Annotated in this window: 27 protein-coding genes, 1 pseudogene and 1 riboswitch; of the genes and pseudogenes, 8 read left to right on the top strand and 20 right to left on the bottom strand. The window is 69.3% G+C overall.

From position 1 onward, the window contains the following. Positions 1-6: 6 nt before the first annotated feature. Complete coding sequence (locus NWFMUON74_RS02240) at positions 7-2,712, bottom strand: discoidin domain-containing protein (protein WP_232110802.1); 2,706 nt, start codon at positions 2,710-2,712, stop codon at positions 7-9. Positions 2,713-2,732: 20 nt separating this feature from the next. Continuing rightward, a riboswitch (cobalamin riboswitch) is annotated at positions 2,733-2,849 on the top strand. 35 nt (positions 2,850-2,884) lie between these two features. On the opposite strand from NWFMUON74_RS02240, the gene NWFMUON74_RS02235 reads away from it, so the two are divergent. Together NWFMUON74_RS02235 and NWFMUON74_RS02230 are read left to right on the top strand one after the other, a co-directional pair. Continuing rightward, positions 2,885-3,079, top strand: a complete 195-nt coding sequence (locus NWFMUON74_RS02235) for a CbtB domain-containing protein (RefSeq protein WP_187686345.1) — start codon at positions 2,885-2,887, stop codon at positions 3,077-3,079. Beyond that, positions 3,070-3,807 carry a CbtA family protein gene (locus NWFMUON74_RS02230; RefSeq protein WP_187686344.1) on the top strand — a complete coding sequence of 246 codons (738 nt, stop codon included), beginning with the start codon at positions 3,070-3,072 and terminating at the stop codon, positions 3,805-3,807. Before NWFMUON74_RS02235 ends, NWFMUON74_RS02230 begins: the two co-directional genes overlap by 10 nt. A gap of 62 nt (positions 3,808-3,869) precedes the next feature. Here the strand turns inward: NWFMUON74_RS02230 and NWFMUON74_RS02225 are convergent, their stop codons facing one another. Together NWFMUON74_RS02225 and NWFMUON74_RS02220 are read right to left on the bottom strand one after the other, a co-directional pair. Next, positions 3,870-4,313 (bottom strand): OsmC family peroxiredoxin, encoded by a 444-nt coding sequence (locus tag NWFMUON74_RS02225; protein WP_187686343.1) that lies wholly within the window; start codon positions 4,311-4,313, stop codon positions 3,870-3,872. Positions 4,314-4,405: 92 nt separating this feature from the next. Then, positions 4,406-4,726, bottom strand: coding sequence for a DMT family transporter (locus tag NWFMUON74_RS02220; protein WP_187686342.1), 321 nt, complete (start codon positions 4,724-4,726; stop codon positions 4,406-4,408). Between the two features lie 495 nt (positions 4,727-5,221). Here NWFMUON74_RS02220 and NWFMUON74_RS02215 point away from each other — a divergent pair, with 495 nt between their 5' ends. Then, positions 5,222-5,719, top strand: coding sequence for a DUF4352 domain-containing protein (locus NWFMUON74_RS02215; RefSeq protein ID WP_232110801.1), 498 nt, complete (start codon positions 5,222-5,224; stop codon positions 5,717-5,719). A gap of 54 nt (positions 5,720-5,773) precedes the next feature. Here the strand turns inward: NWFMUON74_RS02215 and NWFMUON74_RS02210 are convergent, their stop codons facing one another. Further along, the gene (locus NWFMUON74_RS02210; RefSeq protein WP_187686341.1) at positions 5,774-6,622 is read right to left on the bottom strand and encodes an ABC transporter permease subunit; all 849 of its coding nucleotides are present in this window, start codon (positions 6,620-6,622) and stop codon (positions 5,774-5,776) included. Continuing rightward, positions 6,622-7,665, bottom strand: coding sequence for an ABC transporter ATP-binding protein (locus NWFMUON74_RS02205; protein WP_187686340.1), 1,044 nt, complete (start codon positions 7,663-7,665; stop codon positions 6,622-6,624). The genes NWFMUON74_RS02210 and NWFMUON74_RS02205 overlap by 1 nt, the downstream gene beginning before the upstream one ends. 127 nt (positions 7,666-7,792) lie before the next feature. Between NWFMUON74_RS02205 and NWFMUON74_RS02200 the strand changes: the two genes are divergently transcribed. The 5 genes and pseudogenes from NWFMUON74_RS02200 (at position 7,793) to NWFMUON74_RS02180 (ending at position 11,234) form a co-directional block, all read left to right on the top strand. Beyond that, a complete protein-coding gene (locus tag NWFMUON74_RS02200; RefSeq protein ID WP_232110800.1) occupies positions 7,793-9,031 on the top strand; it encodes a sensor histidine kinase in 1,239 nt (412 codons plus the stop codon). 79 nt (positions 9,032-9,110) lie between these two features. Then, a complete protein-coding gene (locus tag NWFMUON74_RS02195) occupies positions 9,111-9,773 on the top strand; it encodes a response regulator transcription factor (RefSeq protein WP_187686338.1) in 663 nt (220 codons plus the stop codon). Positions 9,774-9,819: 46 nt separating this feature from the next. After that, positions 9,820-9,921: pseudogene (locus tag NWFMUON74_RS36805) on the top strand (DUF1877 family protein); the annotation flags it as partial. 202 nt (positions 9,922-10,123) lie between these two features. After that, entirely contained in the window at positions 10,124-10,387 is a 264-nt protein-coding gene (locus NWFMUON74_RS35825; RefSeq protein ID WP_187686337.1) for an SHOCT domain-containing protein, read from the top strand. A gap of 52 nt (positions 10,388-10,439) precedes the next feature. Continuing rightward, positions 10,440-11,234 carry an LLM class flavin-dependent oxidoreductase gene (locus tag NWFMUON74_RS02180; RefSeq protein ID WP_232110799.1) on the top strand — a complete coding sequence of 265 codons (795 nt, stop codon included), beginning with the start codon at positions 10,440-10,442 and terminating at the stop codon, positions 11,232-11,234. 71 nt (positions 11,235-11,305) lie between these two features. Here NWFMUON74_RS02180 and NWFMUON74_RS02175 read toward each other — a convergent pair whose 3' ends face one another. The 15 genes from NWFMUON74_RS02175 to folB form a co-directional block, all read right to left on the bottom strand. Continuing rightward, the gene (locus tag NWFMUON74_RS02175; protein ID WP_187686336.1) at positions 11,306-12,103 is read right to left on the bottom strand and encodes a phytanoyl-CoA dioxygenase family protein; all 798 of its coding nucleotides are present in this window, start codon (positions 12,101-12,103) and stop codon (positions 11,306-11,308) included. 155 nt (positions 12,104-12,258) lie between these two features. Then, positions 12,259-14,802: an ATP-dependent Clp protease ATP-binding subunit gene (locus tag NWFMUON74_RS02170; protein WP_187686335.1), complete on the bottom strand. Its 2,544-nt coding sequence runs from the start codon at positions 14,800-14,802 to the stop codon at positions 12,259-12,261. Between the two features lie 254 nt (positions 14,803-15,056). Beyond that, complete coding sequence (locus NWFMUON74_RS02165; RefSeq protein ID WP_187686334.1) at positions 15,057-15,680, bottom strand: FHA domain-containing protein; 624 nt, start codon at positions 15,678-15,680, stop codon at positions 15,057-15,059. A 227-nt stretch (positions 15,681-15,907) separates the two neighbouring features. Beyond that, positions 15,908-16,273 (bottom strand): histone-like nucleoid-structuring protein Lsr2, encoded by a 366-nt coding sequence (locus tag NWFMUON74_RS02160; protein WP_187686333.1) that lies wholly within the window; start codon positions 16,271-16,273, stop codon positions 15,908-15,910. 115 nt (positions 16,274-16,388) lie between these two features. Next, on the bottom strand, positions 16,389-17,855 hold the full coding sequence (gene lysS, locus NWFMUON74_RS02155; RefSeq protein WP_187686332.1) for a lysine--tRNA ligase: 1,467 nt from the start codon (positions 17,853-17,855) through the stop codon (positions 16,389-16,391). 297 nt (positions 17,856-18,152) lie between these two features. Continuing rightward, positions 18,153-18,611, bottom strand: coding sequence for a rhodanese-like domain-containing protein (locus NWFMUON74_RS02150; protein WP_187686331.1), 459 nt, complete (start codon positions 18,609-18,611; stop codon positions 18,153-18,155). Next, positions 18,608-19,243: a cysteine dioxygenase gene (locus tag NWFMUON74_RS02145; RefSeq protein WP_187686330.1), complete on the bottom strand. Its 636-nt coding sequence runs from the start codon at positions 19,241-19,243 to the stop codon at positions 18,608-18,610. Before NWFMUON74_RS02145 ends, NWFMUON74_RS02150 begins: the two co-directional genes overlap by 4 nt. Positions 19,244-19,464: 221 nt before the next feature. Further along, on the bottom strand, positions 19,465-20,256 hold the full coding sequence (locus tag NWFMUON74_RS02140; protein WP_187686329.1) for a type III pantothenate kinase: 792 nt from the start codon (positions 20,254-20,256) through the stop codon (positions 19,465-19,467). 10 nt (positions 20,257-20,266) lie between these two features. After that, a complete protein-coding gene (panD, locus tag NWFMUON74_RS02135) occupies positions 20,267-20,686 on the bottom strand; it encodes an aspartate 1-decarboxylase (RefSeq protein ID WP_187686328.1) in 420 nt (139 codons plus the stop codon). 14 nt (positions 20,687-20,700) lie between these two features. Continuing rightward, a complete protein-coding gene (gene panC / locus NWFMUON74_RS02130; RefSeq protein ID WP_187686327.1) occupies positions 20,701-21,663 on the bottom strand; it encodes a pantoate--beta-alanine ligase in 963 nt (320 codons plus the stop codon). After that, the gene (locus NWFMUON74_RS02125; RefSeq protein ID WP_187686326.1) at positions 21,660-22,616 is read right to left on the bottom strand and encodes a Rossmann-like and DUF2520 domain-containing protein; all 957 of its coding nucleotides are present in this window, start codon (positions 22,614-22,616) and stop codon (positions 21,660-21,662) included. Before NWFMUON74_RS02125 ends, panC begins: the two co-directional genes overlap by 4 nt. Positions 22,617-22,737: 121 nt before the next feature. Beyond that, entirely contained in the window at positions 22,738-23,925 is a 1,188-nt protein-coding gene (locus NWFMUON74_RS02120; RefSeq protein WP_187686325.1) for a DUF6779 domain-containing protein, read from the bottom strand. A 70-nt stretch (positions 23,926-23,995) separates the two neighbouring features. Further along, positions 23,996-24,466 (bottom strand): DUF3180 domain-containing protein, encoded by a 471-nt coding sequence (locus tag NWFMUON74_RS02115; protein WP_187686324.1) that lies wholly within the window; start codon positions 24,464-24,466, stop codon positions 23,996-23,998. A 5-nt stretch (positions 24,467-24,471) separates the two neighbouring features. Further along, complete coding sequence (gene folK / locus NWFMUON74_RS02110) at positions 24,472-25,008, bottom strand: 2-amino-4-hydroxy-6-hydroxymethyldihydropteridine diphosphokinase (RefSeq protein ID WP_187686323.1); 537 nt, start codon at positions 25,006-25,008, stop codon at positions 24,472-24,474. After that, the gene (gene folB, locus NWFMUON74_RS02105; protein WP_187688870.1) at positions 25,005-25,379 is read right to left on the bottom strand and encodes a dihydroneopterin aldolase; all 375 of its coding nucleotides are present in this window, start codon (positions 25,377-25,379) and stop codon (positions 25,005-25,007) included. Before folB ends, folK begins: the two co-directional genes overlap by 4 nt. Positions 25,380-25,381 lie beyond the last annotated feature (2 nt).

The following is a 25,381-nucleotide window of genomic DNA, read 5'->3' as shown; positions in this document are numbered from 1 at the left end:
GGGTCGCTACCGGGTGACGACGTCCAACTCCCGGATTCCGGCCGACGCGCCGGTATCGGCGCCGTCTATCCGTACGCGCACGTAGCGCGCGTACGACGGTGTCATCAGCGCGCCGTCGGCCGCCCGCGGCACCGTGGCCCAGGTCCGGTTGTCGCGGGAGACGGCGATGTCGTACGCGGCCGGGGGCGGGCCGCGCCATTCGGGGGCGACCTTCACCACCGCGTCGACCTGCCCGAGGTCGACGGTCAGGTCGGCGGTGGCGGTGGCGGGTAGCCAGCTGGTGGCCGAGTTGCCGTCGACCGCGGCCTCGGCGTAGGCGCCGGGCTGTTCGCTGGACGCGAGGACGGTCTTGCAGTCGGCGGCGTCCACCGTGGGCGCCCGGTCGGGGCGGCGGGTGGGTAGTCGCAGCGACTCGCCCGGGTCGGCCTGGCGCACACCGTTTTTCGTCTCCACCGGCAGCGGTGCTCCCGATCGCAGCGTGACGGTGCTGTGCTCGGGGCCCACCGACACGTCGAAAACCCGGCCCTGCCAGTGCAGTCCGCGCACCACCACGCCGTCGGAGAGTTGCGGCGGCAGCACCGGATCCAGCCGCACCCGATCCTCCCGCAGCCGCAGTCCCGCCAGTCCGTTGGTGAACTCCTGCACGAAACCGCCTGCGAGAGTGGTGAAGTCGAAGGCGGGCGAACCGGCCAGCGGATCGGCGGCCCCGGCCTTCTCGCCGCGCGCCTCCGCGAACCGGCCGAACGGCGGACGGGCGAACGGCCGCGCCGAACGGTCCAGATAGGTGCCGACCGCACAGCCCGGCTCGCCGTTCGCGGCGGCGTCGATCTGATGGACCGAGTCGGTCATGGCGGGCCCGTCCGGGTCGGTGCGCTCGGCGTAGTAGTCGAGGGTGCGCGCGGCCACCTCGGGCGGCATCGGCCATTCCAGGGGATATTGCAGCAATACCGTATCGGCCTGTTTGAGCCGTTCCCCACGATAGCCGTCGTACTGCACGAAGATGCCCTCGCGTGGGTCGAAGGGCATGCGCAGGCGGTCGGCGACGGCCGTCCATTCCGGTGGCGCGGGCGCGCCGACGAGGGCGGCCGCGGTCGTCGCGTTCCGCAGTGTCACCGCGGCCACGCCGTTGGTGTACGCGCCGTCGTCGACGCCGTTGCTGTATTCGTCCGGCCCGGCCACATCGCGAATCGAATAGCTGCCGTCGGGGTTCGCGCTCACCCGCGCGGCCCAGAACTCGGCGAGGTCCGACATGATCGGCCAGACGCGGTCACGCAGGTAGTCGAGGTCCTTGGTGGCCAGGTAGTACTGCCAGGCGGCGAGCGCGATATCGCCCTGCAGATGGATCTGGGTGACGCAGTGCGGCGGCGACCAGCTGTGACATTCGCTCCAGAGGTCGCCGGTGCTCGCGCTGGTCCACGGATAGAAGGCGCCGGAATAGCCGAGCCGCCGCGCGTTCTCACGAGCCGCGGGCAGGGTCTTGTAGCGGTACTCGACGACCGAGCGCGCCAATTCGGGATGCAATTGCAGTAGACCCGGGTACATCCAGATGTCGGCATCCCAGAAAATGAGGCCGCCGTAGTTGTCGCTACTCAATCCGGTGGGCGGAATGCTGTTGTCCTGCCGGGAATTCGTCGCCGAATAGAGCGAATAGAGCGCGCCTCGGGCCCACAGTTGCACGTCCGGCCGACCGGGTACCTCGATATCGGAATCCCACAGCTGCCGCCAGGCTTCCGATTGCGCCGCAAGTACTTTCGACCAGCCGCGCGTCGCGCCACGCTGTGCCGCATCGGTCGCGGACCGGGCGGGGTCTGCGGCGGTGAGCGCGGTGTCGACGCCGACGAACTTGGTGATCTCGTACGGTTGCCCGGACGACACCGGCACCGTCGCCTGCTGCCCGGAATCCTGCGGCCGGATCGCCGCCGCGCCGACGTCGAGCACCGATGCCACCGTGCCCGCGACATTCGTTGTCCTGGTGCGGAATTCGGTACTCACCAGCGGCGGTTGCGCCGTGGCGGCGGTCCGGTCCAGGCGGCGAGCGCCCGCGTAGTCGATCAGGTCGGTGACGGTCGCCTGCCCGCTCCAGTGCGGTGTCAGGGTCAGGTGCACCGCCGCCGCGTGCTGGTCGGTGCGGTCGGTGAGCACGTCGTAGGCCAGATCGGTGGCACGGCCGTCGCGGGTGGTCCAGGTCAGTTCGGTGCGAACCAGCCCGCAGCGCAGGTACTGGGTCTGCCGGAAATTCGATACCTGGGCGGGCGGCGTCGCGGACGAGAAGGTCTCGTCACCGACGCCGACCCGCAGCGTCGACCAGTTCGGTAGCGCCGCAGCGACTTCCAGGCCGCCCGCCACGGCCGGATCGCGGGCGTAGAGTCCGGCCGCGAACGCGCCGTCGTAGCGCGGCGTATACATCGGGTAGCCGGTGATCTCGCCGGTTTCCACATAACCCGTGCCCGCGGGCGGCACCCGCAGACCGAGATACCCGTTGCCCACGAAGGGATGCCCCTCGTACCCGGCGGTGAACGACCGCGACGACGGCGCCCAGTCCGCTGCCGCCGACACACTGTCGCCGGGACACGGGAAGGTCCGCTGCGTCCCCGGCTGCGACCGCACCGCGACCACGATCGCGGCGACCACCAGCACGGCGACGACCGCCGCGGCGACGCCGATCGACAGTCGGAGGCGGTGGCTCGTTGCCGGTCGCGAAGTTGACGGCACGTAACACAGGGTGTCACAGTTCATGAGACAAGAGCGACGGTGACGCGGTAACCCGGTGTGATTCCGGGGCGGTCGCGCCACTGTGATCCGGCACCCGCCGGACAGCCAGACACCGGCACCGTCGAGCTCGACCCGCTCGCGGGGACGCGAACATCCCCGAAGGAGGACCATCATGGCCATTGCGCATACCCCCGGTCGCGCAGCCGATTCCCTTGCCGCCGTACTCGTGACGGTGGGCGTCGTCCTGTTGGCGCTGCTCACGCTGTATCTGGTCGGCTTCGATCAGGGCGCGATCTCCCGGAGCGGGATGTATCTGCACGAGCTGATGCACGACGGGCGGCATCTGCTGGGCGTCCCGTGCCACTGACGGGTTCTGTCAAGACTCTGCTGCTGCGCGGCCTGCTGGCCGGACTGATCGCCGGATTGCTGGCGGGCACCGTCGGATTCGTTGTCGGCGAGCCGAAGGTCGAGTCGGCCATCGCGCTGGAGGAGGCGGGGCATTCGGAAGCCGGCCATTCGCACGGTGATTCCGAGGAGCCGCTGGTCAGCCGGGGCGGGCAGAAGTTCGGCGAGTTCCTGGCGCTCGGATCGAGCGGGCTGGCGCTGGGCGCGATCTTCGCGGCCGTCGCCACCGTGGCTCGGCGGCACACCGGCCTGTCCGGGCCGAAACTGGCTGTGGCGCTGGCACTGTGCGGGTGGCTGGCGATCAGCGCGGTGCCGTTCTTCAAGTACCCCGCCAACCCGCCCGCGGTGGGCGAGCCCGACACCATCAACGATCGCACGCTGCTGTGGGTGGCCGCGGTACTGCTCGGGTTGGCGGCGGTGGGTGCCGCGGTGTTCGCGCATCGGCTGCTGTCGGTTCGGCTGGGCACGATCCGAATGGTCGCGGCCGTGGCGGCTTTTCTGATCGTGACGGCGATCGGTTACGTCGCGCTGCCGGGGGTGAACGAGGTGAGCGACGACTTCCCGGCCACCTTGCTGTGGCAGTTCCGGGTGTCCTCGCTGGCGGTCACGGCAACCCTGTGGGCGGCTCTGGGCCTGGCCTTCGCGACCCTGACCGAATTCGCGGAGCGCGAGGAGACCGTCACGGCCTGAGAGCTGTACTCCGACACAGCGTAAGGGCGGTGCCGCCGTGGCACCGCCCCCGCGCTTCGAGTTCAGGACTCCAGTGCGGCATCCAGTTCGATGGTGCCCACACCGGCGAGGGCCTTGCTGATCGGGCAACCGACCTTGGCGCCCTCGGCCGCCGCCTGGAACCCGGCGGCGTCGAGCCCGTCGACCCTGCCGCGCACGGTCAGCTTGATGTTGCTGATGTGGAATCCGCCCGCCGGGTCCGGGCCCAGCGTGACATCGGCGTTGACGTCCAGGCTCCGCACGGTGCCACCGGCATTACCGATCTGCCCCGACAGCGCCATGGCGTAGCACGACGAGTGCGCGGCCGCGATCAGCTCCTCCGGGCTGGTGGTCCCGTCGGCGGCGTCGGCGGTCCGCTTCGGGAACGACACGTCGAACTTGCCGACGCCGGAACTGGCCAGCTCGACCTGCCCGGAGCCATCCTGCAGACCTCCGGTCCAAGCGGTACGCGCGGTACGTGTTGGCATCACTGTCCTTTCACGTGAGTGGAGTGCCGTCCCGCCCGAACCTACCGGCTCCTTTCCTCTCCCGTACCCCTTCGCGAGGGTCGAGCGGTCATCTACTCCGGATTGGTGACCCTCGCCAGCACGATGCCGCCCACGATCAAGGCCAGCGCCAGCGCCCGTCCGGCGCTCAACGGATCTTTCTGCACAACGATCCCCAACCCGATGGCGCCGACCGCGCCGATCCCGGTGAACACCGCGTACGCGGTCCCCACCGGCAACGACTGCATCGCCACCGAGAGCAGATACACCGCGGCCGCCGCCAGCAAGAAGCACAGCAGCGTCGGCAGCGGCCTGCTGAACCCCTGCGTCGGCTTGATGCTCTGCGACCAAGCGATCTCGATCAGCCCTGCCACGCCCAGCAACAGCCAGTTCATCCCGCTACTCCTCACCGAGGCGACCCGCCTCCGATCAAATGGACATCGTGTCCACTTCGTTCTGACGAAGGCAACTGGGCACACCGCCCACTTATTCCCGCCGCGTTCCAGCGTCATGCCACGCAACAACCGGTTGTCCACATTGATCCCGAGCCCGGCCAGTTCCATATTTCCGATTCTCGCGATGCCCGGTCGAATAATTCGTTGTACGGTATTCATACGCCGCTGGGGCATACCGGCGATTATTGGGGGAACGGATGAGGCCTTTGGTCCCTACCTCGGCACTATTGCGGATGGTACAAACGTCTGTCCGGGAACCTCCTCTCCTTTTCCGAAGGGCCAGACATGTCCATGCCTCCACCCCCGGCGCAGCCGCCGGGATACCATTATCCTTATCCGCCGCCACCGAAGAAGCGGGTTATCTGGCCGTGGATTCTGATCGGTGGACTGATCGTGATGTGCGGCGGTTGCGCGGGGCTCGTGAGCCTAGCGGGTATGGACAAGGACGATGCTGTCCCGGCGCCCACGCGTTCCGGCAGCGTAGCCGTCTCAGCTGTTCAACCGGCTGGCCCGGTCGCCGAGCAGGAACCCGTCCCCGCCGCGATCGGCACCGAGGTCAGGGATGGGAAGTTTGCTTTCGTGGTGAACAATGTGGAGACCGGCAGGCGGTCCGTGGGTACGAACCCGTATCTGCGCAAGGAGGCGCAGGGCACCTACGTCCTTGTTCACACGACGGTCACCAATATCGGAACCAAGCCGCAAACCTATTTCGGCCAGAATCAGAAACTCGTCGATGCGCAGGGCCGCCAATTTGCCAACGACTATATGGCGGAGGTCAATGTGAACGACTCGGCGGTCATGGCCAATGAAATCAACCCGGGAAATCAAATGGCCGTGACGATCGTTTTCGATGTCCCGGCGGATGCCGTGCCGGACCATATTATCCTGCATGACTCCGCTTTCTCCGGTGGAGTGCAAGCATCGCTGAAATAGCCACAATGCCCCACAGCCGCCGGTGGGGGCACCGGCGGCTGTGGGGCTTGGAGGTCAGGTCATGTCGCGGTGGTGGATCAGGTAGGCCGTGGTGGCTGTGAAGGCGGCGATGTATGCGGCCAGGACGGTAAAGGAGGCGGGGCGGGAGAGGGTGTCGAGGACGCCGGGGGTTGCGGCGCCCTGGACCGTGCGCATGGCTCCGGCCAGGGAGCCCGCGGCGGTGCCGGGCAGGTGGTCGGTGATCGCGCGGATCGGGGAGAAGATGGCGCCGACGCCGCGGAGCAGGTTCTCCACCACCAGGACCCAGACCACGCCGAGTCCTACTGCCAGCGCGGGGCCGCGGGCGGCTGCGCCGATCAACGCGCCCGCGAGCGTCCACATGCCCAGAATCGCTGTGCCCGTGGCTATTCCGGCCAGAACCCGACCCACCGGCGGTAGCGCCAGCGATCCGTGCTGCAAACTACCGATCACCGCGGCCACGCCCGTGTCGATCACGAACGCCGCCAGCACCAGGCCGATCACCACGACGGCCAGCGCCACCACCGTGCCACCGACCACGCTGAGCCGCGAAGGGCCCTGGGTGAGAACGGTTTTCCAGCTGCCCCAGCCGTAGCCGCTGCCGACCACCAGCGCGCCCAGCACCAGCATGAGCGCGCCGCCGAACATCGCCATGCCCTGGGTGAACACCTCCGGCACCGCGGCGGGCAGCATCAGCCGCAACAGCACCTCGCGCGGCTGGCCGTTGGACATCCGGGTGCTGTCGCCGGAGGTGTAGGCCAGATAGTTGAACAGGTAGGCGAACACGAGATTCAGCAGAATCCACGTGCCCAGGACGATCCAGAACGCGGGCCACTTGCGCAGCCGGGCGAATTCGGCTCTGGTGCAGGCCAACAGGTCGTTCATCACGCTGTCTCCAATTTCGTCATCTCGAAGAAGACTTCCTCCAACGACTTTTCGTCGGAGCGCAGCTCCAGCAGGTCCGCGCCCGCCTCGATCACCGCGCGCGCCACCACCGGCGCCGTTGCCGTACCGGCAGCCACTCTGATGCCGGCGGCGGTCAGCAACGCGGATCGATCACCCACCACCCGCCGGACGGCCGGGAAGGCCAGCTCCACCGGTTCTGCCCGCAGGAAAAGCGTTGCCGCGCCGCGCAGTTCGCTCACGGTGGCCTCCGTGAGCAGGCGGCCCCGCGAGATGACGCCGACGCGGTCGCAAATCTCCTGCACCTCGGTGAGCAGGTGAGACGACAGCACGACGGTGTGCCCGTCGGCGGCGAGTCCGGTGATGAGCTCGCGCATCTCGGCCATACCGGCCGGGTCGAGCCCGTTGGTGGGTTCGTCGAGGATGAGCAGGTCGGGATGACCCAGCAGGGCCGCGGCCACCCCGAGTCGCTGCTTCATGCCCAGGGAGTAGGCGCGGAACTTGTCACCGGCCCGGTCGGCGAGGCCGACCCGGCGCAGCACCTGCTCCACGTCGTCGTGCAGGGCGCGCGTGCTCCGGGTGCGACCGGAGCCGTCGGCGGTCCCGCGATAGCGGGCGAGCACCCGCAGGTTGTCCCGGCCCGAGAGGTACGGGTAGAAGCCCGGGCCCTCGATGAGAACGCCGGTGCGCCGCAACGCCTCCGGGTCACCCGGCCGGCGGCCGAGCACGGTCGCGGTGCCGGAGGTAGGCCGGATCAGGCCGACCAGCATCCGCAACGTCGTGGTCTTGCCCGCCCCGTTCGGGCCGAGGAAGCCGTAGATCTCACCGGCGCGGACCGTCATGCGCACCGCGTCGACGGCGGTGTGCGCGCCATAGCGCTTGGTCAGCGCCTCGGTGACTACTACCGCCGCAGCCGGGGCAGGTGCGCAGGTGGGCACGGCGTGTCCGTCATCGCCCACCTGTGTTGCGCGAGCCGGTACCGCGGCAACCGCCGGGCCCTCGCTGTCGTGTACCGAATCGTTCATGCCTTCGAGAATCCGCCCGCGACCTGGGTCGACACATCCGCCGCGCAGCGCGACCCGGCGTACGTATCCAGACGTAATTCGCGCCGCGCGGCTGCCGTTCGGCCGCGGCCCGGGCTACCGTGCGAGTGTGCAGTCGAGGACGCGGCCGAACGGCCGGGACGTGGTGGTGGCGCTGGCCGTCGCCGTGGTGCAGTTGATCGGGGGCAACCTCGCCAATCTGCACCAGAGCGGCGCCCGCGGCCTCGACGTACTCGGGGTGTTCCTGCTGGTGGCGGGGCCGCTGCTGCTGGTCGTACGCCGCATCCACCCGGCGGCCGTCTTCCTCGGCGTCCTGGCCGTCACGGCGACGTATCTGCTCGTCGGCTACGGCTACGGGCCGATCTTCCTCTCGCTGGTGATCGCCTTCCTCACCGCGGCGAGCCGGGGCTCGCGCTGGCGCACCTACCCGTTCGTGCCGGTGGGCTATCTGTTGATGGTGTGGCCGGTGCCCGTGCTGCGCGGGCATTCGGCCGACAGCTGGCGGGCGGTCGGCCTGCTGGCCTGGCTCAGCGTGCTGATCGCGGTGGCCGAGGGGCTGCGGCAGCGCCGGGCGGTGCTGGTGGCGCGCCGTCAGCGGGCCGAGGCCGCGCGGGCCAACGAGGAGGCCGAACGCGCCCGGGAGCTGGCCCGCCGGGAGCAGCGGGCGACCGAGGAGCGGCTGGCCATCGCCCGCGAACTGCACGACGTGCTGGCGCACAGCCTCTCGCTGATCAACGTGCAGTCCTCGGTGGCGCTCGAGTTGCTGGACCGCAAACCGGAGCAGGCGGCGCCCGCGCTCGCGGCCATCAAACAGGCCAGCCGCGCTGCCCTCGGCGAGGTGCACACGCTGCTGCGGTCCCTGCGCGCCGGCGCGGATGCCGTTGCGGCGCCGATACGTCCGGCCGTCGGGGTCACCGATCTGGACGCACTGATCGGCCCGGCTCGGGCGGCCGGGCTGGCCGTCCGCACCGAGGTGCGCGGCACGCCGCAGCGGTTGCCCGCCGTGCTCGACGGGGCCGCCGCCCGCATCGTGCAGGAGTCGCTGACCAACGTGATGCGCCACGCGCCGTCGTCGGATGCCGTTGTCACCGTGGATTTCTCGCCCGACACCCTGGTGCTGATCGTCGAGAATTCGCCGCCGTCGAGTTGTCCACAGGCGTCCAGCCCGGCCTCCGGAATCGCAACCGCCGCGGAGTCCCACGGCGGCAACGGTATTCCGGGCATGATCGAACGCGCCCACGTGCTGGGCGGTGAACTGACCGCGGCCCCGAAGCCCGACGGCGGCTTCCTGGTCCGCGCTCGTCTCCCCATCCCCCGCCTCGACACCGACCCCCGGGACGACACATGACTCCGCGACGCACACCGTATCCCCATCCCGGCAACCGCACCGACGGCAGGAACCGGTCCACCTCGAACCGGGAGGTCCGGTGAGCATCCGAGTGCTGGTGGCCGACGACCAGGCGCTGGTGCGCGGCGGTTTCGTCGCGCTGCTGGACGCGCAGGACGGGATCGAGGTGGCCGGGGAGGCGGACAACGGGGCGCAGGCCGTGCGGATGACCCGCGAGTTGCGGCCCGATGTGGTGCTGATGGATATCCGGATGCCGGTGCTCGACGGGTTGGCCGCCACCCGCGAGATCGCGGGCGATCCGGCACTGGCCGCGGTGAAGGTGGTCGTGCTCACCACCTTCGAGCTGGACGAGTACGTGTTCGAGGCGATGCGTTCCGGTGCTACGGGTTTCCTCGTCAAACACACCGAGCCCGCCGACCTGGTGAAGGCGGTGCGCGTGGTGGCCGACGGCGAGGCGCTGCTGTCTCCCAGCGTCACCCGGCGGCTGGTCGCCGAGTTCGCCACCCGCGCGAAGCCCGCGCCGACGGCCGAGCTGTCCGAACTCACCGAGCGCGAACGCGAGGTGATGACCTTGGTCGCCGAGGGCCTCACCAATGCCGAGATCGCCGAGCGGCTGTTCCTGAGCCCCGCCACCGCGCGCACCCATGTGAGCCGAATCCTGTTGAAGCTCAACGCCCGCGACCGCACCCAGCTGGTCGTGATGGCATACGAGTCGGGCCTGGTCCGGCCGGGCTGGCAGTAGGCGGCCGGCTCCCGCCGCGGCCGATCGTGTCGGCGCCCCGGTCTACCTGGTCCGGCAGATCGCGAAGGTGCTGCGGCGCACCACATTCGACCAGTTGGCCCACTATCTCGACCCGGAGCGGATGACGGCGCACAACGTCTACCCGAACATCTGGCAGGGGGCGACGATGCCCTGGACTACCTGCGCGTCAACGACGGCCATCTGGTGCGGTTGTTCGAGTTCGCCGCCGCCGACGGGTCGGGGGCACTCCTGTCGTTCGGTCAGCGCCCGGCGTATACGCACCGATACGTACGCCGGTTACCGCCCGCGCGCCGATGCCCGCGGCCCGGAATCGGAAGAGGCTGGGAGGCATGAACATCTACACGTCTCCCGAAGCCGTTTCCTTCCTCGCCGACCACTACGACGGCGGCCCGCACCCCTGGCCGTTGTTCTGGATCTTCCCGGTCCTGTTCTGGCTCACCGTGATCGCGATCGTATTCGTGTCCCGGCGGGCCCGGTGGCGCGACCGCGGCATCGGCACCCTGCGCTCGGCGTTCGCTCGCGGCGAGATCGACGAAGACCAGTACCTGACCAGGTTGGAGGTGCTGCGCCGCACCCGGCGCGCGCGGCGGTGATGCCGGGTCTCAACCGTTGCCACCGAACACTTTCCGAGCTACGGAGGTTCACATGCCCATGACATTCGCCACCATGCGGGTCCCGCGATCCGGGGCCGACTGGGTACGCACCGCACGCACCGCGCAGGAGCAGGGCTACCACACCTTGCTGCTGCCGGACACGCTGCACACCCCGTCCCCGTTTCCCGCCCTCGCGGCCGCCGCCGCGGTGACCAGCACGCTGCGCCTGCGCCCGAATGTGCTCGCGGCCCCGCTGCGCCCCGTGGCGGGTACCGTGCGGGAGACCGCCGCGCTGCAACTGCTCTCCGACGGTCGATTCGACCTGGGCATCGGCATCGGCCGTCCGGACGCCCGGCCGGAGACCGAACGGCTCGGCCTGCCCTGGGGTTCGGCCGCGCAGCGGCGCGCGCATCTGGTCGCCACGGTGGCGGCGGTACGCACCGAGGTGACCCCGGCGCCCCCGGTGGTGATCGCCGCCTCCGGACCGAAGATGCTGGCCGCCGCGGCCGAGATCGCGGATCGCGTCCTCGTCGCCCTGCTGCCACACGCCACCGAGACAGATCTGGCCGACACGGTGGCGCGCGTACGCGACCACACCGACCGCCCGATCGCCTTCACCAGCCAGCTGGTCGGCATCGGCGACGAGATGCCCCGCTGGCCGGGTAACTGGAAGGTCCCCAGCGCGGCCGAGTTGCGTGCCGCCGGAGCCGTCGGCCTACTCCCCGCCGATCCCGGCGAAGCCGCGGAGATCCTGAACCGCCGCCGCGAGAAGTACGGCATCGATGAGCTGATCGTGCCGGGCGACCTGGCGGGCGCCTTCGCCCCGGTGCTCGAACGTCTGCGCTGAGCCGGAGGAAAGGCGAGGCGCCAGCGGTCGGCGCACTCGTTACCTCGGGCGCGAATCGAACGCGTGGAGTATCACCGCTGCCGATCGGCGGCGGAAATCCCCAATCCGCGCAGAATCGCCCGCTCCACAGGCGAATACGCATCGTCGGGGCGGTCGAGCACGCACGGCTCGCGCAGCACCAGCGGCGGCTGGGCCATGAACTTCGGACGGCCTACGCGGTTGGGCTGCGCGGCGTGCACGAGGAAGGGGTGGCACAGGTAGACGTCTCCGGCATTGCCGGTCGCCGTCACCTGCGGCAGGTCCTCGGTGGAGGCGAAGACGTCGACCAGGTCGATCACCGCGGCGCCGTCTTCGCCCAGCGGCCGCAGGGCGCCGGGCAGGCGCAGGTGCGAGCCGACCCGGATGCGGGTCGGGGCGTCGTCCGGTCCGACATCGGAGAACAGGAACAGCATCAGCAGCGCCCGGCCCTTGGACCACAGGTTGACCCGCCACCGCAGCGGATCGGCCGGTGGCGGATCACCTGCGAAGCTCGCGTCGATGTGCCAGCCGTCGTCGGCGGGCGGGTATTCGCTGGGGAAACGAATGGGGAAGGTGCCCACACTGATTCGCGGCCACCAGCGCTCGGCCCCGACCAGCTGGTCGAACGCCTCGCGCAGCGCCGGAGCGGTCGCGGCCTGCCGGAACGGCTCCTCGGCGTGATCGCCGAGCCGGATCACCGGCTGCGTCCAACTCGACGGGTCGTCCGGATCGCAGCCGGTCTCCCGCCACAGTATTTCCCGGCCCGCGTCCGCGACCTCCCGGGGAAACGCCCGTTCGACCCGCACGAACCCGTCCGCGATGAAACTGTCGATCTGCGCCTCGGTGAGCATGCGTTCCTTCCGCGTCGGTGTGCTCGAACGATGCCTCGAGCAGCCGCGAACACGCCACCGAATTTCGGGCGGAGCGCGGCCGTGAGATCGACCGCCGACACGCGAAAGCCCCGCTGCCCCAGGCGAACCTGGTGCGGCGGGGCTCTCGAACGGCCTTACTCTCCGGACGCGGAGGCCTCGCCGGCCAGCACCTCGACCGGCTGCTCGTCCTCCGCCACGGGCTTGGCCGGCTTGGCCCTACCGGTGAAGGTGAACTTGGCATCCTCGCCGGCGCCTTCGCCGTCCCAGCCCTCGACATCGACCGAGACGATCTGACCCGCGCCGATCTCGCCGAAGAGGATCTTCTCCGACAGCTGGTCCTCGATCTCGCGCTGGATGGTGCGACGCAGCGGGCGCGCACCGAGCACCGGATCGAAGCCGCGCTTGGCGAGCAGGCTCTTGGCCCGGTCGGTCAGCTCCATCTCCATGTCCTTGTTCTTCAGCTGCACGCCGACGCGGCTGATCATCAGATCCACCATCTCCACGATCTGCTCGGTGGTGAGCTGGTGGAAGACGATCACGTCGTCGATGCGGTTGAGGAACTCGGGCCGGAAGTGCTTCTTCAGCTCGTCGTTGACCTTGAGCTTCATCCGCTCGTAGTTCGAGCCCTCGCTGTTGGACTGGGTGAAGCCCAGACCCACGGCCTTCGAGATATCCGAGGTGCCGAGGTTCGAGGTGAAGATCAGCACCGTGTTCTTGAAGTCGACCGTGCGGCCCTGGCCGTCGGTGAGGCGGCCGTCCTCGAGGACCTGCAACAGGGTGTTGTAGATCTCCTGGTGGGCCTTCTCGATCTCGTCGAACAGCACGACCGAGAACGGCTTGCGGCGCACCTTCTCGGTGAGCTGGCCGCCCTCCTCGTAGCCGACGTAGCCCGGAGGGGCACCGAACAGCCGCGAGGCGGTGAAGCGGTCGTGGAACTCGCCCATGTCGATCTGGATGAGCGCGTCGTCGTCGCCGAACAGGAAGTTCGCCAGCGCCTTGGACAGCTCGGTCTTACCGACACCGGACGGACCGGCGAAGATGAACGAACCGGACGGACGCTTCGGGTCCTTCAGGCCCGCACGCGTGCGGCGGATGGCCTTGGACACGGCCTTGACCGCGTCCTCCTGGCCGATGATCCGCTTGTGCAGCTCGTCCTCCATGCGGAGCAGACGGGTGGTCTCCTCCTCGGTGAGCTTGAACACCGGGATACCGGTCCAGTTGGCCAGCACCTCCGCGATCTGCTCGTCGTCGACCTCGGCCACGACATCCAGATCGCCCGAGCGCCACTGCTTCTCGCGCTCGGCGCGCTTGGCGACCAGCTGCTTCTCCTTGTCGCGCAGCCGCGCGGCCTTCTCGAAGTCCTGCGCGTCGATCGCGGACTCCTTCTCCCGGCGCGCCTCGGCGATCTTGTCGTCGAATTCGCGCAGGTCCGGCGGTGCGGTCATGCGGCGGATGCGCATCCGGGCGCCGGCCTCGTCGATCAGGTCGATCGCCTTGTCCGGCAGGAACCGGTCGTTGATGTAGCGGTCGGCGAGGGTAGCGGCGGCGACCAGGGCACCGTCGGTGATGGACACCCGGTGGTGCGCCTCGTACCGGTCGCGCAGGCCCTTGAGGATGTTGATGGTGTGCTCGACCGTCGGCTCGCCCACCTGCACCGGCTGGAAGCGGCGCTCCAGGGCGGCGTCCTTCTCGATGTACTTGCGGTACTCGTCGAGGGTGGTGGCGCCGATGGTCTGCAGCTCGCCGCGGGCCAGCTTCGGCTTGAGGATGGAGGCGGCGTCGATCGCGCCCTCGGCGGCACCGGCACCGACCAGCGTGTGCAGCTCGTCGATGAACAGGATGATGTCGCCGCGGGTGTTGATCTCCTTGAGCACCTTCTTCAGGCGCTCCTCGAAATCACCGCGGTAGCGGCTTCCCGCGACCAGGGAACCCAGGTCGAGGGTGTACAGCTGCTTGTCCTTCAGCGTCTCGGGGACCTCGCCGTTGACGATGGCCTGCGCCAGGCCCTCGACCACGGCCGTCTTGCCGACACCGGGCTCGCCGATCAGCACCGGGTTGTTCTTGGTGCGGCGGGACAGCACCTGCATGACGCGCTCGATCTCCTTCGAGCGGCCGATGACCGGGTCCAGCTTGCCCTCCAGCGCGGCCTGCGTCAGGTTGCGGCCGAACTGGTCGAGCACCAGGGAGGTGGAGGGGGTGCCGGTCTCGCCGCGGGCGCCGGATTCCACCGGCTCCTTGCCCTGGTATCCGGACAGCAGCTGGATGACCTGCTGCCGCACCCGGTTCAGGTCGGCGCCCAGCTTCACCAGGACCTGGGCGGCGACGCCCTCGCCCTCGCGGATCAGGCCGAGCAGGATGTGCTCGGTGCCGATGTAGTTGTGGCCGAGTTGCAGCGCCTCGCGCAGGCTCAGCTCCAGCACCTTCTTGGCACGGGGCGTGAAGGGGATGTGACCGGACGGCGCCTGCTGGCCCTGCCCGATGATCTCCTCGACCTGGCTGCGCACACCCTCCAGCGAAATGCCCAGGGATTCCAGAGACTTCGCCGCGACACCCTCACCCTCGTGGATCAGGCCCAGCAGGATGTGCTCGGTGCCGATGTAGTTGTGGTTGAGCATCCTGGCCTCTTCCTGGGCCAGGACAACGACCCGCCGCGCGCGGTCGGTGAACCTCTCGAACATCGCTCCCTCACTTCCTGCTCCGCTTACTACGGCTGTCCGGCGCTTCAGTCGACCGATCGCCAGCCTGCCATGAAGCCCTGGGGTTGCACTCCCCCGCCTCCCACTCTAGTTGGCGGGGGTCACGGCCGTCGTCCGTCCACCCTATTGCGAACCGGCGACAGCGCGCCTCATTCACTCATAACGCGACCGTTGCCAGGAACGTTTCTGCAGGACGTACGCCCAGAGCGAACAGTGCCGAGCGCCATCCGACCGGGTCACAGATCGCGTTCGGAGATGATGCCGCTCTGCATGGCCAGCATCGCCAGCCGCACCCGCTTCTGATTCTGCGGCAGATCCTCCACCCCGAACTTCGCGAACAACGTGCGCATGTGGGTCTTGATCGCGTCCACGCTCAGGAACAGCTCGTCGGCGATCTGCTGGTTCGGTGCGGGCGTCGCGAACCCGGCGTTGTTCTTGTAGGGGCGGCACAGCGCGATCAGCACCGATCGCTGGGTCTCGGTCAGCGACCGCAGCGAGGGCAGCGAACCGGTGGAGGTGCGGGTGGCGTCGTCGGCGACGCCGGTGAAGTCGTGGAACGCCAGCAGCGAGGTGCCCACCCGGATCCGATCGCCGGGCGAGAGGCGTCGCCGGCCGACCAGTCGTTCCCCGTTGACGAACGTGCCGTTGCGGGAGAGGCCGTCGTCCACGATCGTCCAGTGCGCCCCCAGGTACTCCACCGACGCGTGCAGCCGCGACACCTCGGCGTCCCAGGACAGCGTCAGATCGGCCTGCTGCGAACGGCCGATGGTGACGCGCTGCAGATCGGGAGAAAGCGCGAACTCCTGCTGCCGGCCCGTGTCGTCGATGAATCGCAGGAACGATTCGTGAAATGCGGTCACTGCGCCGATCCCTCAACTCTCCACTCGGGCAGCGACGTCGTTCGCACGTTTCCATGGTGCCGCGCCGCCCCCACCCGAGCAAGATCATGCGGCGCGTATCGAAGGACAAACGCCGCCCATCGGTCATGCGGAAACGATATGAAAATACCGCTGCCGTCCGGACGGCGCACGATTCCTCCGGACGGCAGCGGTGAAAACAGCAAGAGTAGCCGAGTCTGGTGCTACGGCTAGTTGGTACGGCCGACTTCCTTGTTGTATGCCTCGGTAATGTCGGCCGAGATACGTCCGCGCGCCGAGACCTTGTGGCCCTTGCGCCGTGCCCATTCCCGAATTGCCGCACTCTGCTCGCGGTCCATCGACACCCTGCTCTTGGTCGCACCCGCGGTCGCACCCGCCGGCTTGCTCCGCCGCCGTCCGCTCACCCGACGTGCGTTGGTGACCCACTGCTCCAGCCCGTCGCGCAGCTTTGCCGCATTTGCCGCGGACAAGTCGATCTCGTACGACACACCGTCGATCGCGAACTCGACGGTCTCGTCCGCGATGGACTCACCGTCGACATCGTCGATCAGGCTAACGGTGACCTTCTTTGCCATGAGATGAACGTCCTCTCGAAATCGTGCGACCCGCATAGTAGGCCGATGCCCGAGTTGAGAATACCTCGAATTCGGAGATTTCCAACACGAGACTTCGGCATTCGAATCCGACGACTCAGCGAGCAGTCGGACGCACAATTGGGAACAGTATGGTTTCCCGGATTCCCAGACCGGTCAAGGCCATCAGCAACCGATCGATTCCCATACCGGTACCCGTTGTCGGCGGCATACCATGTTCCATCGCCGCGAGGAAGTCCTCGTCCAGCCGCATGGCCTCGTCGTCACCCGCCGCCGCCAATCTCGCCTGATCGATGAAGCGCTCGCGCTGAATCACCGGATCCACCAGTTCGGAATAGCCCGTGGCCAACTCGAAGCCGCGGACATACAGATCCCACTTCTCGGTCACGCCCGGCTTGTCGCGATGCTGACGAGTCAGCGGGGATGTCTCCACGGGGAAGTCGCGTACGAAAGTCGGGGCGTACAGCTTGTCGCCGTAGGTGTGCTCCCAGAGTTCCTCGACGAGTTTGCCGTGACCGTAGCCCTTGTCCGGCGGAATTTCCAGGCCCACCCGATCGGCCAGCGCGAGCAATTCCGGGACGGTCGTTTCCGGCGTCACCGCGACGCCCAGCGCGTCCGACAGCGAGGGGTACATCTCGACGGTGTTCCACTCGCCGCTCAGATCGTATTCGGTGCCGTCGGCCAGCGTCACGACCTGGGTTCCGAAGACCTCCTGCGCCACCTCCTGCACCAATTCCCGCACCATCCGCGCGGAATCGTCATAGGTGCCGTAGGCCTCGTACGTTTCCAGCATCGCGAACTCCGGCGAATGCGTGGAGTCGGCGCCCTCGTTACGGAAGTTGCGGTTGATCTCGAAGACCCGCTCGATACCGCCGACCACGCAGCGCTTGAGGAACAACTCCGGCGCGATACGCAGGTAGAGGTCCATATCGAGGGCATTGGAGTGGGTCACGAACGGGCGCGCCGCGGCGCCGCCGTGCAGGGTTTGCAGCATCGGCGTCTCGACCTCGAGAAAGTCCCTGCGCTCCAATGCGTTTCGCAGCGCGCGCACCACCTTCACCCGGGTGCGCGCCATTTCCCGCGCCTCCGGCCGCACGATCAGATCGACATACCGCTGCCGGACCCGCGACTCCTCGCTCAACTCCTTGTGCGCCACCGGCAGCGGCCGCAACGCCTTGGCCGCCATCGACCAGGAATCGGCCATGACGCTCAATTCACCGGTACGCGAGGAGATCACCTCCCCGTGCACGAATACGAAGTCGCCGAGGTCCACATCGGCCTTCCAGGCCGCCAGTGCGTCCGCCCCGACACCGTTCAGACTGATCATCGCCTGCAGCTTGGTACCGTCACCCTCCTGCAGCGTCGCAAAACACAGTTTGCCGGTATTGCGCATGAATATGACGCGCCCGGCCACGCCCACCCGGGTACCGGTGGCGGTATCGGCCGCCAGGTCGGGATAGGCGGCGCGAATTTGCGCCAGGGTATGTGTGCGCGGCACGACTACGGGATAGACCTCACCGCCCTCGGCGAGCAGCCGCTCCCGCTTCTCCCGGCGAATCCGCATCTGCTCCGGAACGTCGACTTCCGCTGGGGCAGGACGGGATTGCCCCGCAGGAGCCGAACCCGCGGAGCTACCGGACGAAGGGGTGTTCGGGGTGCTCACAGCGCACTACCCTATCGTGCGCCGGAAATCGTTTTGCGCGCCGCCCGGCAAGTGCCGCGCGGTAGCAGAACGGCATCGATCGCGGACCGGACGACCGTGCGCGGATCCCGCGCGGCGCCCCCTCCGAAATTGTGACGAAGCGGACAGCCGATCGAAAACACCTGTGCCGCGCCGTAATTCGTCCGCAATCCGCGGGAATTACACCGACGCGACCGCGACGACCTCTCGGGCGATGTGCGGGGCGCCCGCCGCCACCGACAGCAATCCCGTCGCCTTCAGCGCCTGATATCCGCCCACCAGATCGGTCGCGCGGTGCAATCCCAGCTGTTGCAGGGAGGCCGCGGCCAGGCTGGAGGTGTAGCCCTCCGAGCACACCACGATCCATTCCACGTCGTGGTCGGTGGCCAGCGCCAGCCGGGCGGAGCTGGTCGGGTCGAGCCGCCATTCCAGCACATTGCGCTCGATCACCAGGGCCCCGGGCAGCGTGCCCTCCTTCACCCGCTGGGCCTGCGGCCGGATATCGACCAGCAGTGCGCCCCGGGCGACGGCCTCGGGCAATTCGAACGCGTAGATCCGCTGCAACTGCGAGCGCGCGTGCTCCAGCATGCGGTCGATGCCGCTGCGATCCGCGCGGGTCCCGTGCGTCGGTCGGGTCATTTCAGTTCGCCTTCGGGCTGGTCGGTGAGGACCGTCCGGCTGCGCCGCAGCGTGCCGTGACCGGTGACCTCGTAGTAGGACATGGCGGTGAGCGGTGGCGAATAGGCGTGCACCGACAGGGTCGGATTCGACGGTTCGGCGGGCCCGGCCGAGTCGTCGGGCGCGCGCACCACGTCGTGTACCCAGCCGAGCGGGAACGAGGCCTGATCGCCGGCCGACAGCGTGCGCCGGCGTAATTCGCGACCGTTCCAGCGGAACTCGGTCAGGGCGCCGCTGAGGACCGTGAGCGCACCCAGCGAGCCGGCGTGGTCGTGCAATTCGGTGGAGCGGTCGGGGACCCAGCTGATCAGCCAGACATCGACCTCCTCGTCCGACTGCAGCCGCACGGCCCAGCGATTGTCGACGGGCCACTCGCCACCATCCGGGAGCAGATGGTCGAAGCGACCGGCCAGCACGTCCTCGGCGCCCTCGTCGGTGAGCCGCAGCAGATCGGCCGGGCGCAACCGGGTGGGCAGCGCCGAGACGATCGGCCGGTCGGTGATGTCGGCGGAGAGCCGCACCGCGGACCGGGGCGCGACGACGGGCGCGGCCGAGCGGGTACGGGTGGAATAGGAAACTGCAGAGGACCGCATGAGCGAGACTCCAGGAGAAGTGGGGATGGCCGGGGACGGATGCGAAGCCCCGACATCAGCCGAGGCGAATCAGCCTCGACAACACTCCTGGGTGGTCACGCGGTAAGACACGTCGGGAAGTCTAGCAGCAGGTTCCCGGCGGGCAAACGCGTTGTCGGATTCCCCACACCACCGGCGCGTCCACCGTCATTCGAGGGCGCGCCCTCATTCCCCGAGGGCTCTCACCGCCGACGCTGCAGGTTGCGCTCGAAGACCACCCGCAGGCCCTCCAGCGTGAGGTGCGGTTCGTGGCGTTCGATGGTCTCGGACTCGGGCACGATCAGCGGCGCCGACTGGCCGGTGGCTACCACCACGACATCGTCGCCGGAGAAGGCGTCGAGTTCGTCGCGGATCCGGTCGATCAGACCGTCGACCAGGCCCGCGAAGCCGAACACCGCCCCGGACTGAATGCACTCCATGCTGTTCTTGCCCACCACCGAGCGCGGCCGGGCCAGCTCGGCGCGGCGCAGCGCGGTGCGCTCCACGATCGCCTCGGTCGCGATCTCCACGCCGGGGGCGATGACGCCGCCGAGGAACTCGCCCTTGGCCGACACCAGATCCACACAGATGGCCGTGCCGAAATCGACCACGATGGCCGGGGCGTCGAAGCGGTGGTAGGCGGCCAGGCAGTTCACGATGCGGTCGGCGCCGACCTCCTTCGGATTGTCCACCAGCAGCGGAATGCCCGTGCGCACACCGGGTTCCACCAGCACGTGCGGGACGTGGCTCCAGTAGCGGCTCAGCATCTCGCGCAGTTCACGCAGCACCGGCGGCACCGTCGACAGCGCCGACACCCCGACCACCTGCTCGGCCTGCTCGCCGATCAGCCCGCGCACCTGCATGGCGAATTCGTCGGCGGTGAGCAGCGGGTTGGTGTGGATGCGCCAGGTCTGGCCGAGCGTCGCGTGCTCGCCGCTACCGGAGAACAGCCCGATCTCGATGCTGGTGTTGCGGACGTCGATCGTCAGCAGCATCCGGGAGCTCCTACGCGGGTGTCAGCGAGCGCGGCGAGGACAGGCCGGAACCGGCCGGCGCGTGCGCCGGATCCGCACCGAGCTCCACCGGGCGGTTGCGTTCGTCCACGAACACCACCCGCGGCGCGTACTCACGCAGCTCGGCCTCGTCCATCATCCCGTAGGCGATCAAGATCACCAGGTCGCCCGGATGCACGAGATGCGCTGCGGCGCCGTTGATTCCGATCACGCCGGAACCGCGCTGACCCGCGATCACATAGGTCTCCAGCCGGGCGCCGTTGTCGATGTCGACGATGCAGACCTGCTCGCCCTCGAGCAGATCGGCGGCGTCCATCAGGTCCGGGTCGACGGTCACCGAGCCGACGTAGTGCAGGTCGGCGTGGGTCACCGTGGCGCGGTGGATCTTGGACTTCATCATGGTGCGCAACATCGTCGTCGGCCTTCCTACGAGTTCGCCTGGGCAGGCTGGGCATTCGGGGTCGTGGGGTGGCCGTCCAGCGAGGTCGGGAGGGTGACGGCCATGTTGTCGATCAGGCGGGTGGCGCCGAGCCGGGCCGCGACCAGCAGGCGGGCGTTGCCGCTCCAGTCGGGCGGGGCGGGCTCGGTCAGCGGCGCCAGGTCCGCGCGGCGTAGTTCCAGGTAGTCCACGTCCAGGCCGGGCGCCCCGGCCAGGACGCCGCGGGCCGCGGCGAGCACCGCGTCGGGACCGAGGCCGCCGGCGTGCCGTCCGGCGGCCAGCGCCGCGGACAGGGTGGTGGCCAGCTCGCGATGTTCCGGCGCGAGGTACCGGTTGCGCGAGGACATGGCCAGCCCGTCGGCCTCGCGGACCGTCGCGACGGGCACGATCCGCACGCCGAAGTTCAAGTCCCGCACCAACTGTCGGATCAGGGCGAGCTGCTGGTAGTCCTTCTCCCCGAAGAACGCCTCATGCGGACGGGCGATCTGCAGCAGTTTCGCCACGACGGTCAGTACGCCCGCGAAGTGGGTCGGGCGGGCGGCGCCCTCCAACTCGGCGCCGAGCGGGCCCGGATGCACCGAGGTGCGCGGGCCGTCGGGATACATCTCGGCGGCGCTGGGTGCGAAGACCAGCTCGACGCCCTCGCCGCGCAGCAACTCCACGTCGGCGTCGAGGGTGCGCGGATATCTGTCGAGATCCTCACCCGCGCCGAACTGCAAGGGGTTCACGAAGATCGAGACGATCACGACCTGGTTGGTCCGCTTGGCCTGCCGCACCAGTTGCAGGTGGCCCTCGTGCAGCGCGCCCATGGTGGGCACCAGCCCGACCTTGCGCCCGACCGAGCGCAGCGCCTCCGCCACCGCGGTCAGCGTCTCGGGATCGTGCAGCACGGTCAGCTGACCGGGCCGATAGCTGCCGCGCAGGGCCTGCAGCCGCGTCGTATCGGTCATCGAGGTCCCTCCAGCAGATCGATCAGAGCGGGGTCGGTGCGCGCCCGCTCGGCGGTGCGCAGCGACAGCGCGCGGTAGCCCGCGGCCAGGCGGTCGTCGACGGCGGTGAGGGCGTCGAGGTGGGCGGCGACCGCGGCGGTGTCGCCGCGCGCCACCGGTCCGGTCAGCGCCGACTGCCCGCGCCGCAGCGCGTTGTCCAGGGCCGCCGAGGCCAGCGGCGCCAGCATGCGCTCGGCCAGCCCGTTGGGCTGATCGTCCACCAGTTGCTGGCCGAGCAGGCCGGGACCGTCGAGGGCGGCACGCAGGGCGGCCACGGCGTCGACGATCAGTGTGACCAGGTGGTTGCTGCCGTGCGCGAGGGCGGCGTGGTAGAGCGTGCGGTGTTCCTCGAGCACCCGCACCGGCTCGCCGCCCATCTCGATCACCAGCGACTGCGCGATGGCGTAGCCGACCTCGTCGGCGGCGGTGATGCCGAAGCAGGCGTTGCCGAGCCGGGTGGTGTCCTCGTCGTGGCCCGTGAACGTCATGGCCGGGTGGATGGCCAGTGGGCGGGCGCCGAGTTCGGTCAGCGGGGCCAACACCGCGATGCCGTTCGCGCCGGAGGTGTGCGCGACGATGGTGCCGGGCCGCACCACCCGCGCCGCCGCCAGCCCGGCGACCAGACCGGCCAGCTCGCTGTCGGGCACCGCCAGGACCAGCAGTTCACTGCGGGCGGCGACCTCCTCGGCGGGCAGGATCCGCGAATCGGGCAGCGCCGCGCGGGCGCGCTGCCGGGAGGCGTCCGAGATCGCGGACACCCCGAATACGACGTGCCCGGCGCGCTCCAATGCCGCGCCGAGCGCCGATCCCACGCGTCCCGCCGAGACGATTCCCACCGTCAGTCGTGCGGGCGCCGGGTCACTCCCTGAGACACTCCGGCCCTCGTCGGGCCGTGCAGATTCAGAGGTCACCATTGTCCTCTCGAAGTCGTTCCAGTCCCGCCGTGCGGGTACCGGACGTTATCGGTTCCGAGGATAGGCCGGGCCGGGACGCGCGGACAGGGCCGGGGCCGGTGATGTTCCCCACCAGCGCCGATCAGTTCGAGCTGTTCTGCTCCGACCGCAGGTTGGCCATGATCTCGGCGACCGTCAGCTGGTGGCCGGCCGCGCCGTCCCCCGCCTCCGCGCGGCGGCGGCGACGGGAGCCCGCGGTGCCGATGGCGGTGGGGGCCTTCGCCGGTGGCCGGGCCTGTTCGGTTTTCTCCGGTGGCGGCGCCGCGGCGCCGTTGGTGTCCGGGCCGTCGGACGACCGGCCGGGATGCTCGGCCTCGGTCGCGCGGTCGGGTAGTGCAGCGCCGTTGACGGACGTGGGCTCGGACGGCTCGGTGCCGTCGACCGACGCGGACCCGTACAGCTCGGTGCCGCCGAGCGACGCGGACCCGTGCGGCTCGGTGCCGTTGACCGGCGTGGGCCCGTACGGCTCGGTGCCGTTCACCGGGGTGGACTCCGGCGGCTCGGAACGGCTTGGTGCCGAGTCGGATTCGGGCGTCTCCGACCAGGCGGTCCAGGTGTCGGCCGGCTTCGGCTCGGGGGTCTGCTCCCAAGCGGTCCAGGTGTCGCGCGGTTCCGCACCCGCCTCGGCCGAGACGACGGAGGTCTCCGCGGTCACCGGGTCGTCGTCGGGGCTGGCGAACAGCGGCGCTTCGGGGTGGCTCGTCTCGAAGACCGGGGTGACCGAACCGCGCGGCACGGCGGGCACGCTCCACGCATCCCAGGTGTCGGTATCCGGCGAGCTACCGTTCGCCGACCGCGCGGGCAATTCCGGAACTCGCACCACATCGGCCCGCAATGCGGGGCGCTCGACCGGCAGGTCGCCGTCGAACAACCGTTGCAGGCTTTCCCGCAGCACCGCCAACTCGGCGCGCAACGCCGCCATTTCCGCCGCCTCGGCGCCGACCTCCGCGCGGACCCGGGACTCGACACCGAGTTCGTATTCGTGCCGGGCGGCAATCTCGCGCCGCAGTTGTAACTCGTACACCGTGTGCAGGTCACGCATCTTGACCCGGTCCACGGCCGACTCCCGGCGGTACCTGCTGGCCGCCAGTACACCGATCGCCGCAGTCCACAGGGCTGCGACCAGACCGATGCGGGTCAGTTGCAGGCTGTTACTGAAACTCAGGAAAACACTGGCAATCAGACCGAGCGAAATCAATACAGCGACGACGAATTTTCCCGCGACTGCCCGCCATCGGCGGGAAGTACTGCTACGGGCGGGCGAAACCATGCCCGTCAGGGTAGCTCGGATGGCCGACGACGGCTGCCAGCCCGGCCGGTGATTTCTTTCGGAATGATTGCTATGAAGTTGCTGGCTCGTCCGGCGGATCACTCGGGGCGCGACAGCAATACTCCAGCCACAGTGCCGCCGCCACCAGCGCCACACCCGCGATCAGGCCCACGATGGCGCCGGGGGTGTCCGCGGCCGCGGCACGCAGCGTCGACCGCTGCGGGAACACCCAGATGAGGAAACCCAGCCAGACCCCGGCGGCCAGCGAGCCCACCTGCGCCGAGGCCTTCGCCAGCGCGACCGCCCGCGCGGCCGTGATCGGATGCAGCTGTTTGGGACCGTCGCCGATGCGCTGGTCGTGCACCCGCGTTCGAATCATGAAGGCCAGCACCGCCTCCAGCGCCGCCACCGGATACAGCGAGGCCCCGGCGATCACGCTGATCGGCGGGAAACTGGAGTACGCCCAGCGCGTGGCGGCCCATGCGACGGCCGCCGCGATCAGCACGTTCGCGGTCAGGTCGAGCAGCTTGGTCGGCTTCATGACGTTCACGAGATCACCGGCCGGAGTCGAAGGTCGGTGCGCCGCACCCCTTCTCGTTCGGCGGGGGACAACCCCGCCAGCAGGTCCCGCACCGGCCGCGCCACGCCGTCCACCTCGAGCACCGCCTCCGGGTCCGCCTCGAGCCACGGCACCAGTACGAACGCGCGATTGTGCGCCTGCGGGTGCGGCAGCGTCAGTTCCGGATCGGCGCTGCGCACCGGTCGCAGCTCACCGTCGCGGCGCTCCCCGCACCAGATCACGTCGACGTCGAGTGTCCGTGCGCCCCAGCGCACCTCGCGTACCCGCCCGGCGGCCTGCTCCAGTTCCTGACCACGACGCAGCCAGTCCCGCGGCGTCGCGGCCGGATCGTCCACCACGACAATCGCGTTCAGGTAATCGCCCTGCGGCACCGGGCCCCACGGCGCGGTCATATAGACCGACGACACCGCGACCGCCCACGGCGCGAACGCGTCGGCCACGCCGCGCAGGTGTGCCTGCCGGTCGCCCAGATTCGAGCCGATGGACAGCACCGCCCGGGTCATGCCACCGCCTCGCGCCGCCGGGTCGCGACGACCCGGACGTCGGCGAAGGTGTGCGGGATCGGCGCGGACGGCTTGTGCAGCACCACTTCCGCGGCGGCGACGCGCGGATCGGCCATGATGTCGTCGGCGATCTCCGAGGCCACCGTCTCGATGAGATTGCGTGGTTCGCCCCGCACGATCGCCACCGCGCGTCCGGCGAGCGCGCCGTAGTCGACCGTGGCGTCGAGGTCGTCGGAGGCCGCCGCGGCGGCGAAGTCCAGCCACAGGGTGATATCGACGACGAACTCCTGGCCGTCGCGGCGCTCGAAGTCGAAGCAGCCGTGATGACCGAAGGCGCGCAGCCCGCGCAATTCGATGCGGTCGGTACTCAGCG

It is taken from the genome of Nocardia wallacei, from assembly GCF_014466955.1.
In the GTDB taxonomy this organism is placed as follows: Bacteria; Actinomycetota; Actinomycetes; order Mycobacteriales; family Mycobacteriaceae; genus Nocardia; species Nocardia wallacei.
This window is presented reverse-complemented; position numbering and strand designations above follow the sequence as displayed.

Coding starts and splice junctions, on each gene's coding strand:
- panC (WP_187686327.1), bottom strand. CDS start 21,663: ATGACCGATACGACGCGGCTGCAGGCCCTGCGCGGCAGCTATCGGCCC.
- NWFMUON74_RS02205 (WP_187686340.1), bottom strand. CDS start 7,665: ATGAACGATTCGGTACACGACAGCGAGGGCCCGGCGGTTGCCGCGGTA.
- NWFMUON74_RS02180 (WP_232110799.1), top strand. CDS start 10,440: ATGCCCATGACATTCGCCACCATGCGGGTCCCGCGATCCGGGGCCGAC.
- NWFMUON74_RS02235 (WP_187686345.1), top strand. CDS start 2,885: ATGGCCATTGCGCATACCCCCGGTCGCGCAGCCGATTCCCTTGCCGCC.
- NWFMUON74_RS02120 (WP_187686325.1), bottom strand. CDS start 23,925: ATGGTTTCGCCCGCCCGTAGCAGTACTTCCCGCCGATGGCGGGCAGTC.
- NWFMUON74_RS02145 (WP_187686330.1), bottom strand. CDS start 19,243: ATGCGGTCCTCTGCAGTTTCCTATTCCACCCGTACCCGCTCGGCCGCG.
- NWFMUON74_RS02220 (WP_187686342.1), bottom strand. CDS start 4,726: ATGAACTGGCTGTTGCTGGGCGTGGCAGGGCTGATCGAGATCGCTTGG.
- NWFMUON74_RS02115 (WP_187686324.1), bottom strand. CDS start 24,466: ATGAAGCCGACCAAGCTGCTCGACCTGACCGCGAACGTGCTGATCGCG.
- NWFMUON74_RS02215 (WP_232110801.1), top strand. CDS start 5,222: ATGGACAAGGACGATGCTGTCCCGGCGCCCACGCGTTCCGGCAGCGTA.
- panD (WP_187686328.1), bottom strand. CDS start 20,686: ATGTTGCGCACCATGATGAAGTCCAAGATCCACCGCGCCACGGTGACC.
- folK (WP_187686323.1), bottom strand. CDS start 25,008: ATGACCCGGGCGGTGCTGTCCATCGGCTCGAATCTGGGCGACCGGCAG.
- NWFMUON74_RS02175 (WP_187686336.1), bottom strand. CDS start 12,103: ATGCTCACCGAGGCGCAGATCGACAGTTTCATCGCGGACGGGTTCGTG.
- lysS (WP_187686332.1), bottom strand. CDS start 17,855: ATGCGGATTCGCCGGGAGAAGCGGGAGCGGCTGCTCGCCGAGGGCGGT.
- NWFMUON74_RS02160 (WP_187686333.1), bottom strand. CDS start 16,273: ATGGCAAAGAAGGTCACCGTTAGCCTGATCGACGATGTCGACGGTGAG.
- NWFMUON74_RS02150 (WP_187686331.1), bottom strand. CDS start 18,611: ATGACCCGACCGACGCACGGGACCCGCGCGGATCGCAGCGGCATCGAC.
- NWFMUON74_RS02225 (WP_187686343.1), bottom strand. CDS start 4,313: ATGCCAACACGTACCGCGCGTACCGCTTGGACCGGAGGTCTGCAGGAT.
- NWFMUON74_RS02170 (WP_187686335.1), bottom strand. CDS start 14,802: ATGTTCGAGAGGTTCACCGACCGCGCGCGGCGGGTCGTTGTCCTGGCC.
- NWFMUON74_RS02140 (WP_187686329.1), bottom strand. CDS start 20,256: ATGCTGCTGACGATCGACGTCCGCAACACCAGCATCGAGATCGGGCTG.
- NWFMUON74_RS02125 (WP_187686326.1), bottom strand. CDS start 22,616: ATGGTGACCTCTGAATCTGCACGGCCCGACGAGGGCCGGAGTGTCTCA.
- NWFMUON74_RS02210 (WP_187686341.1), bottom strand. CDS start 6,622: ATGAACGACCTGTTGGCCTGCACCAGAGCCGAATTCGCCCGGCTGCGC.
- NWFMUON74_RS35825 (WP_187686337.1), top strand. CDS start 10,124: ATGAACATCTACACGTCTCCCGAAGCCGTTTCCTTCCTCGCCGACCAC.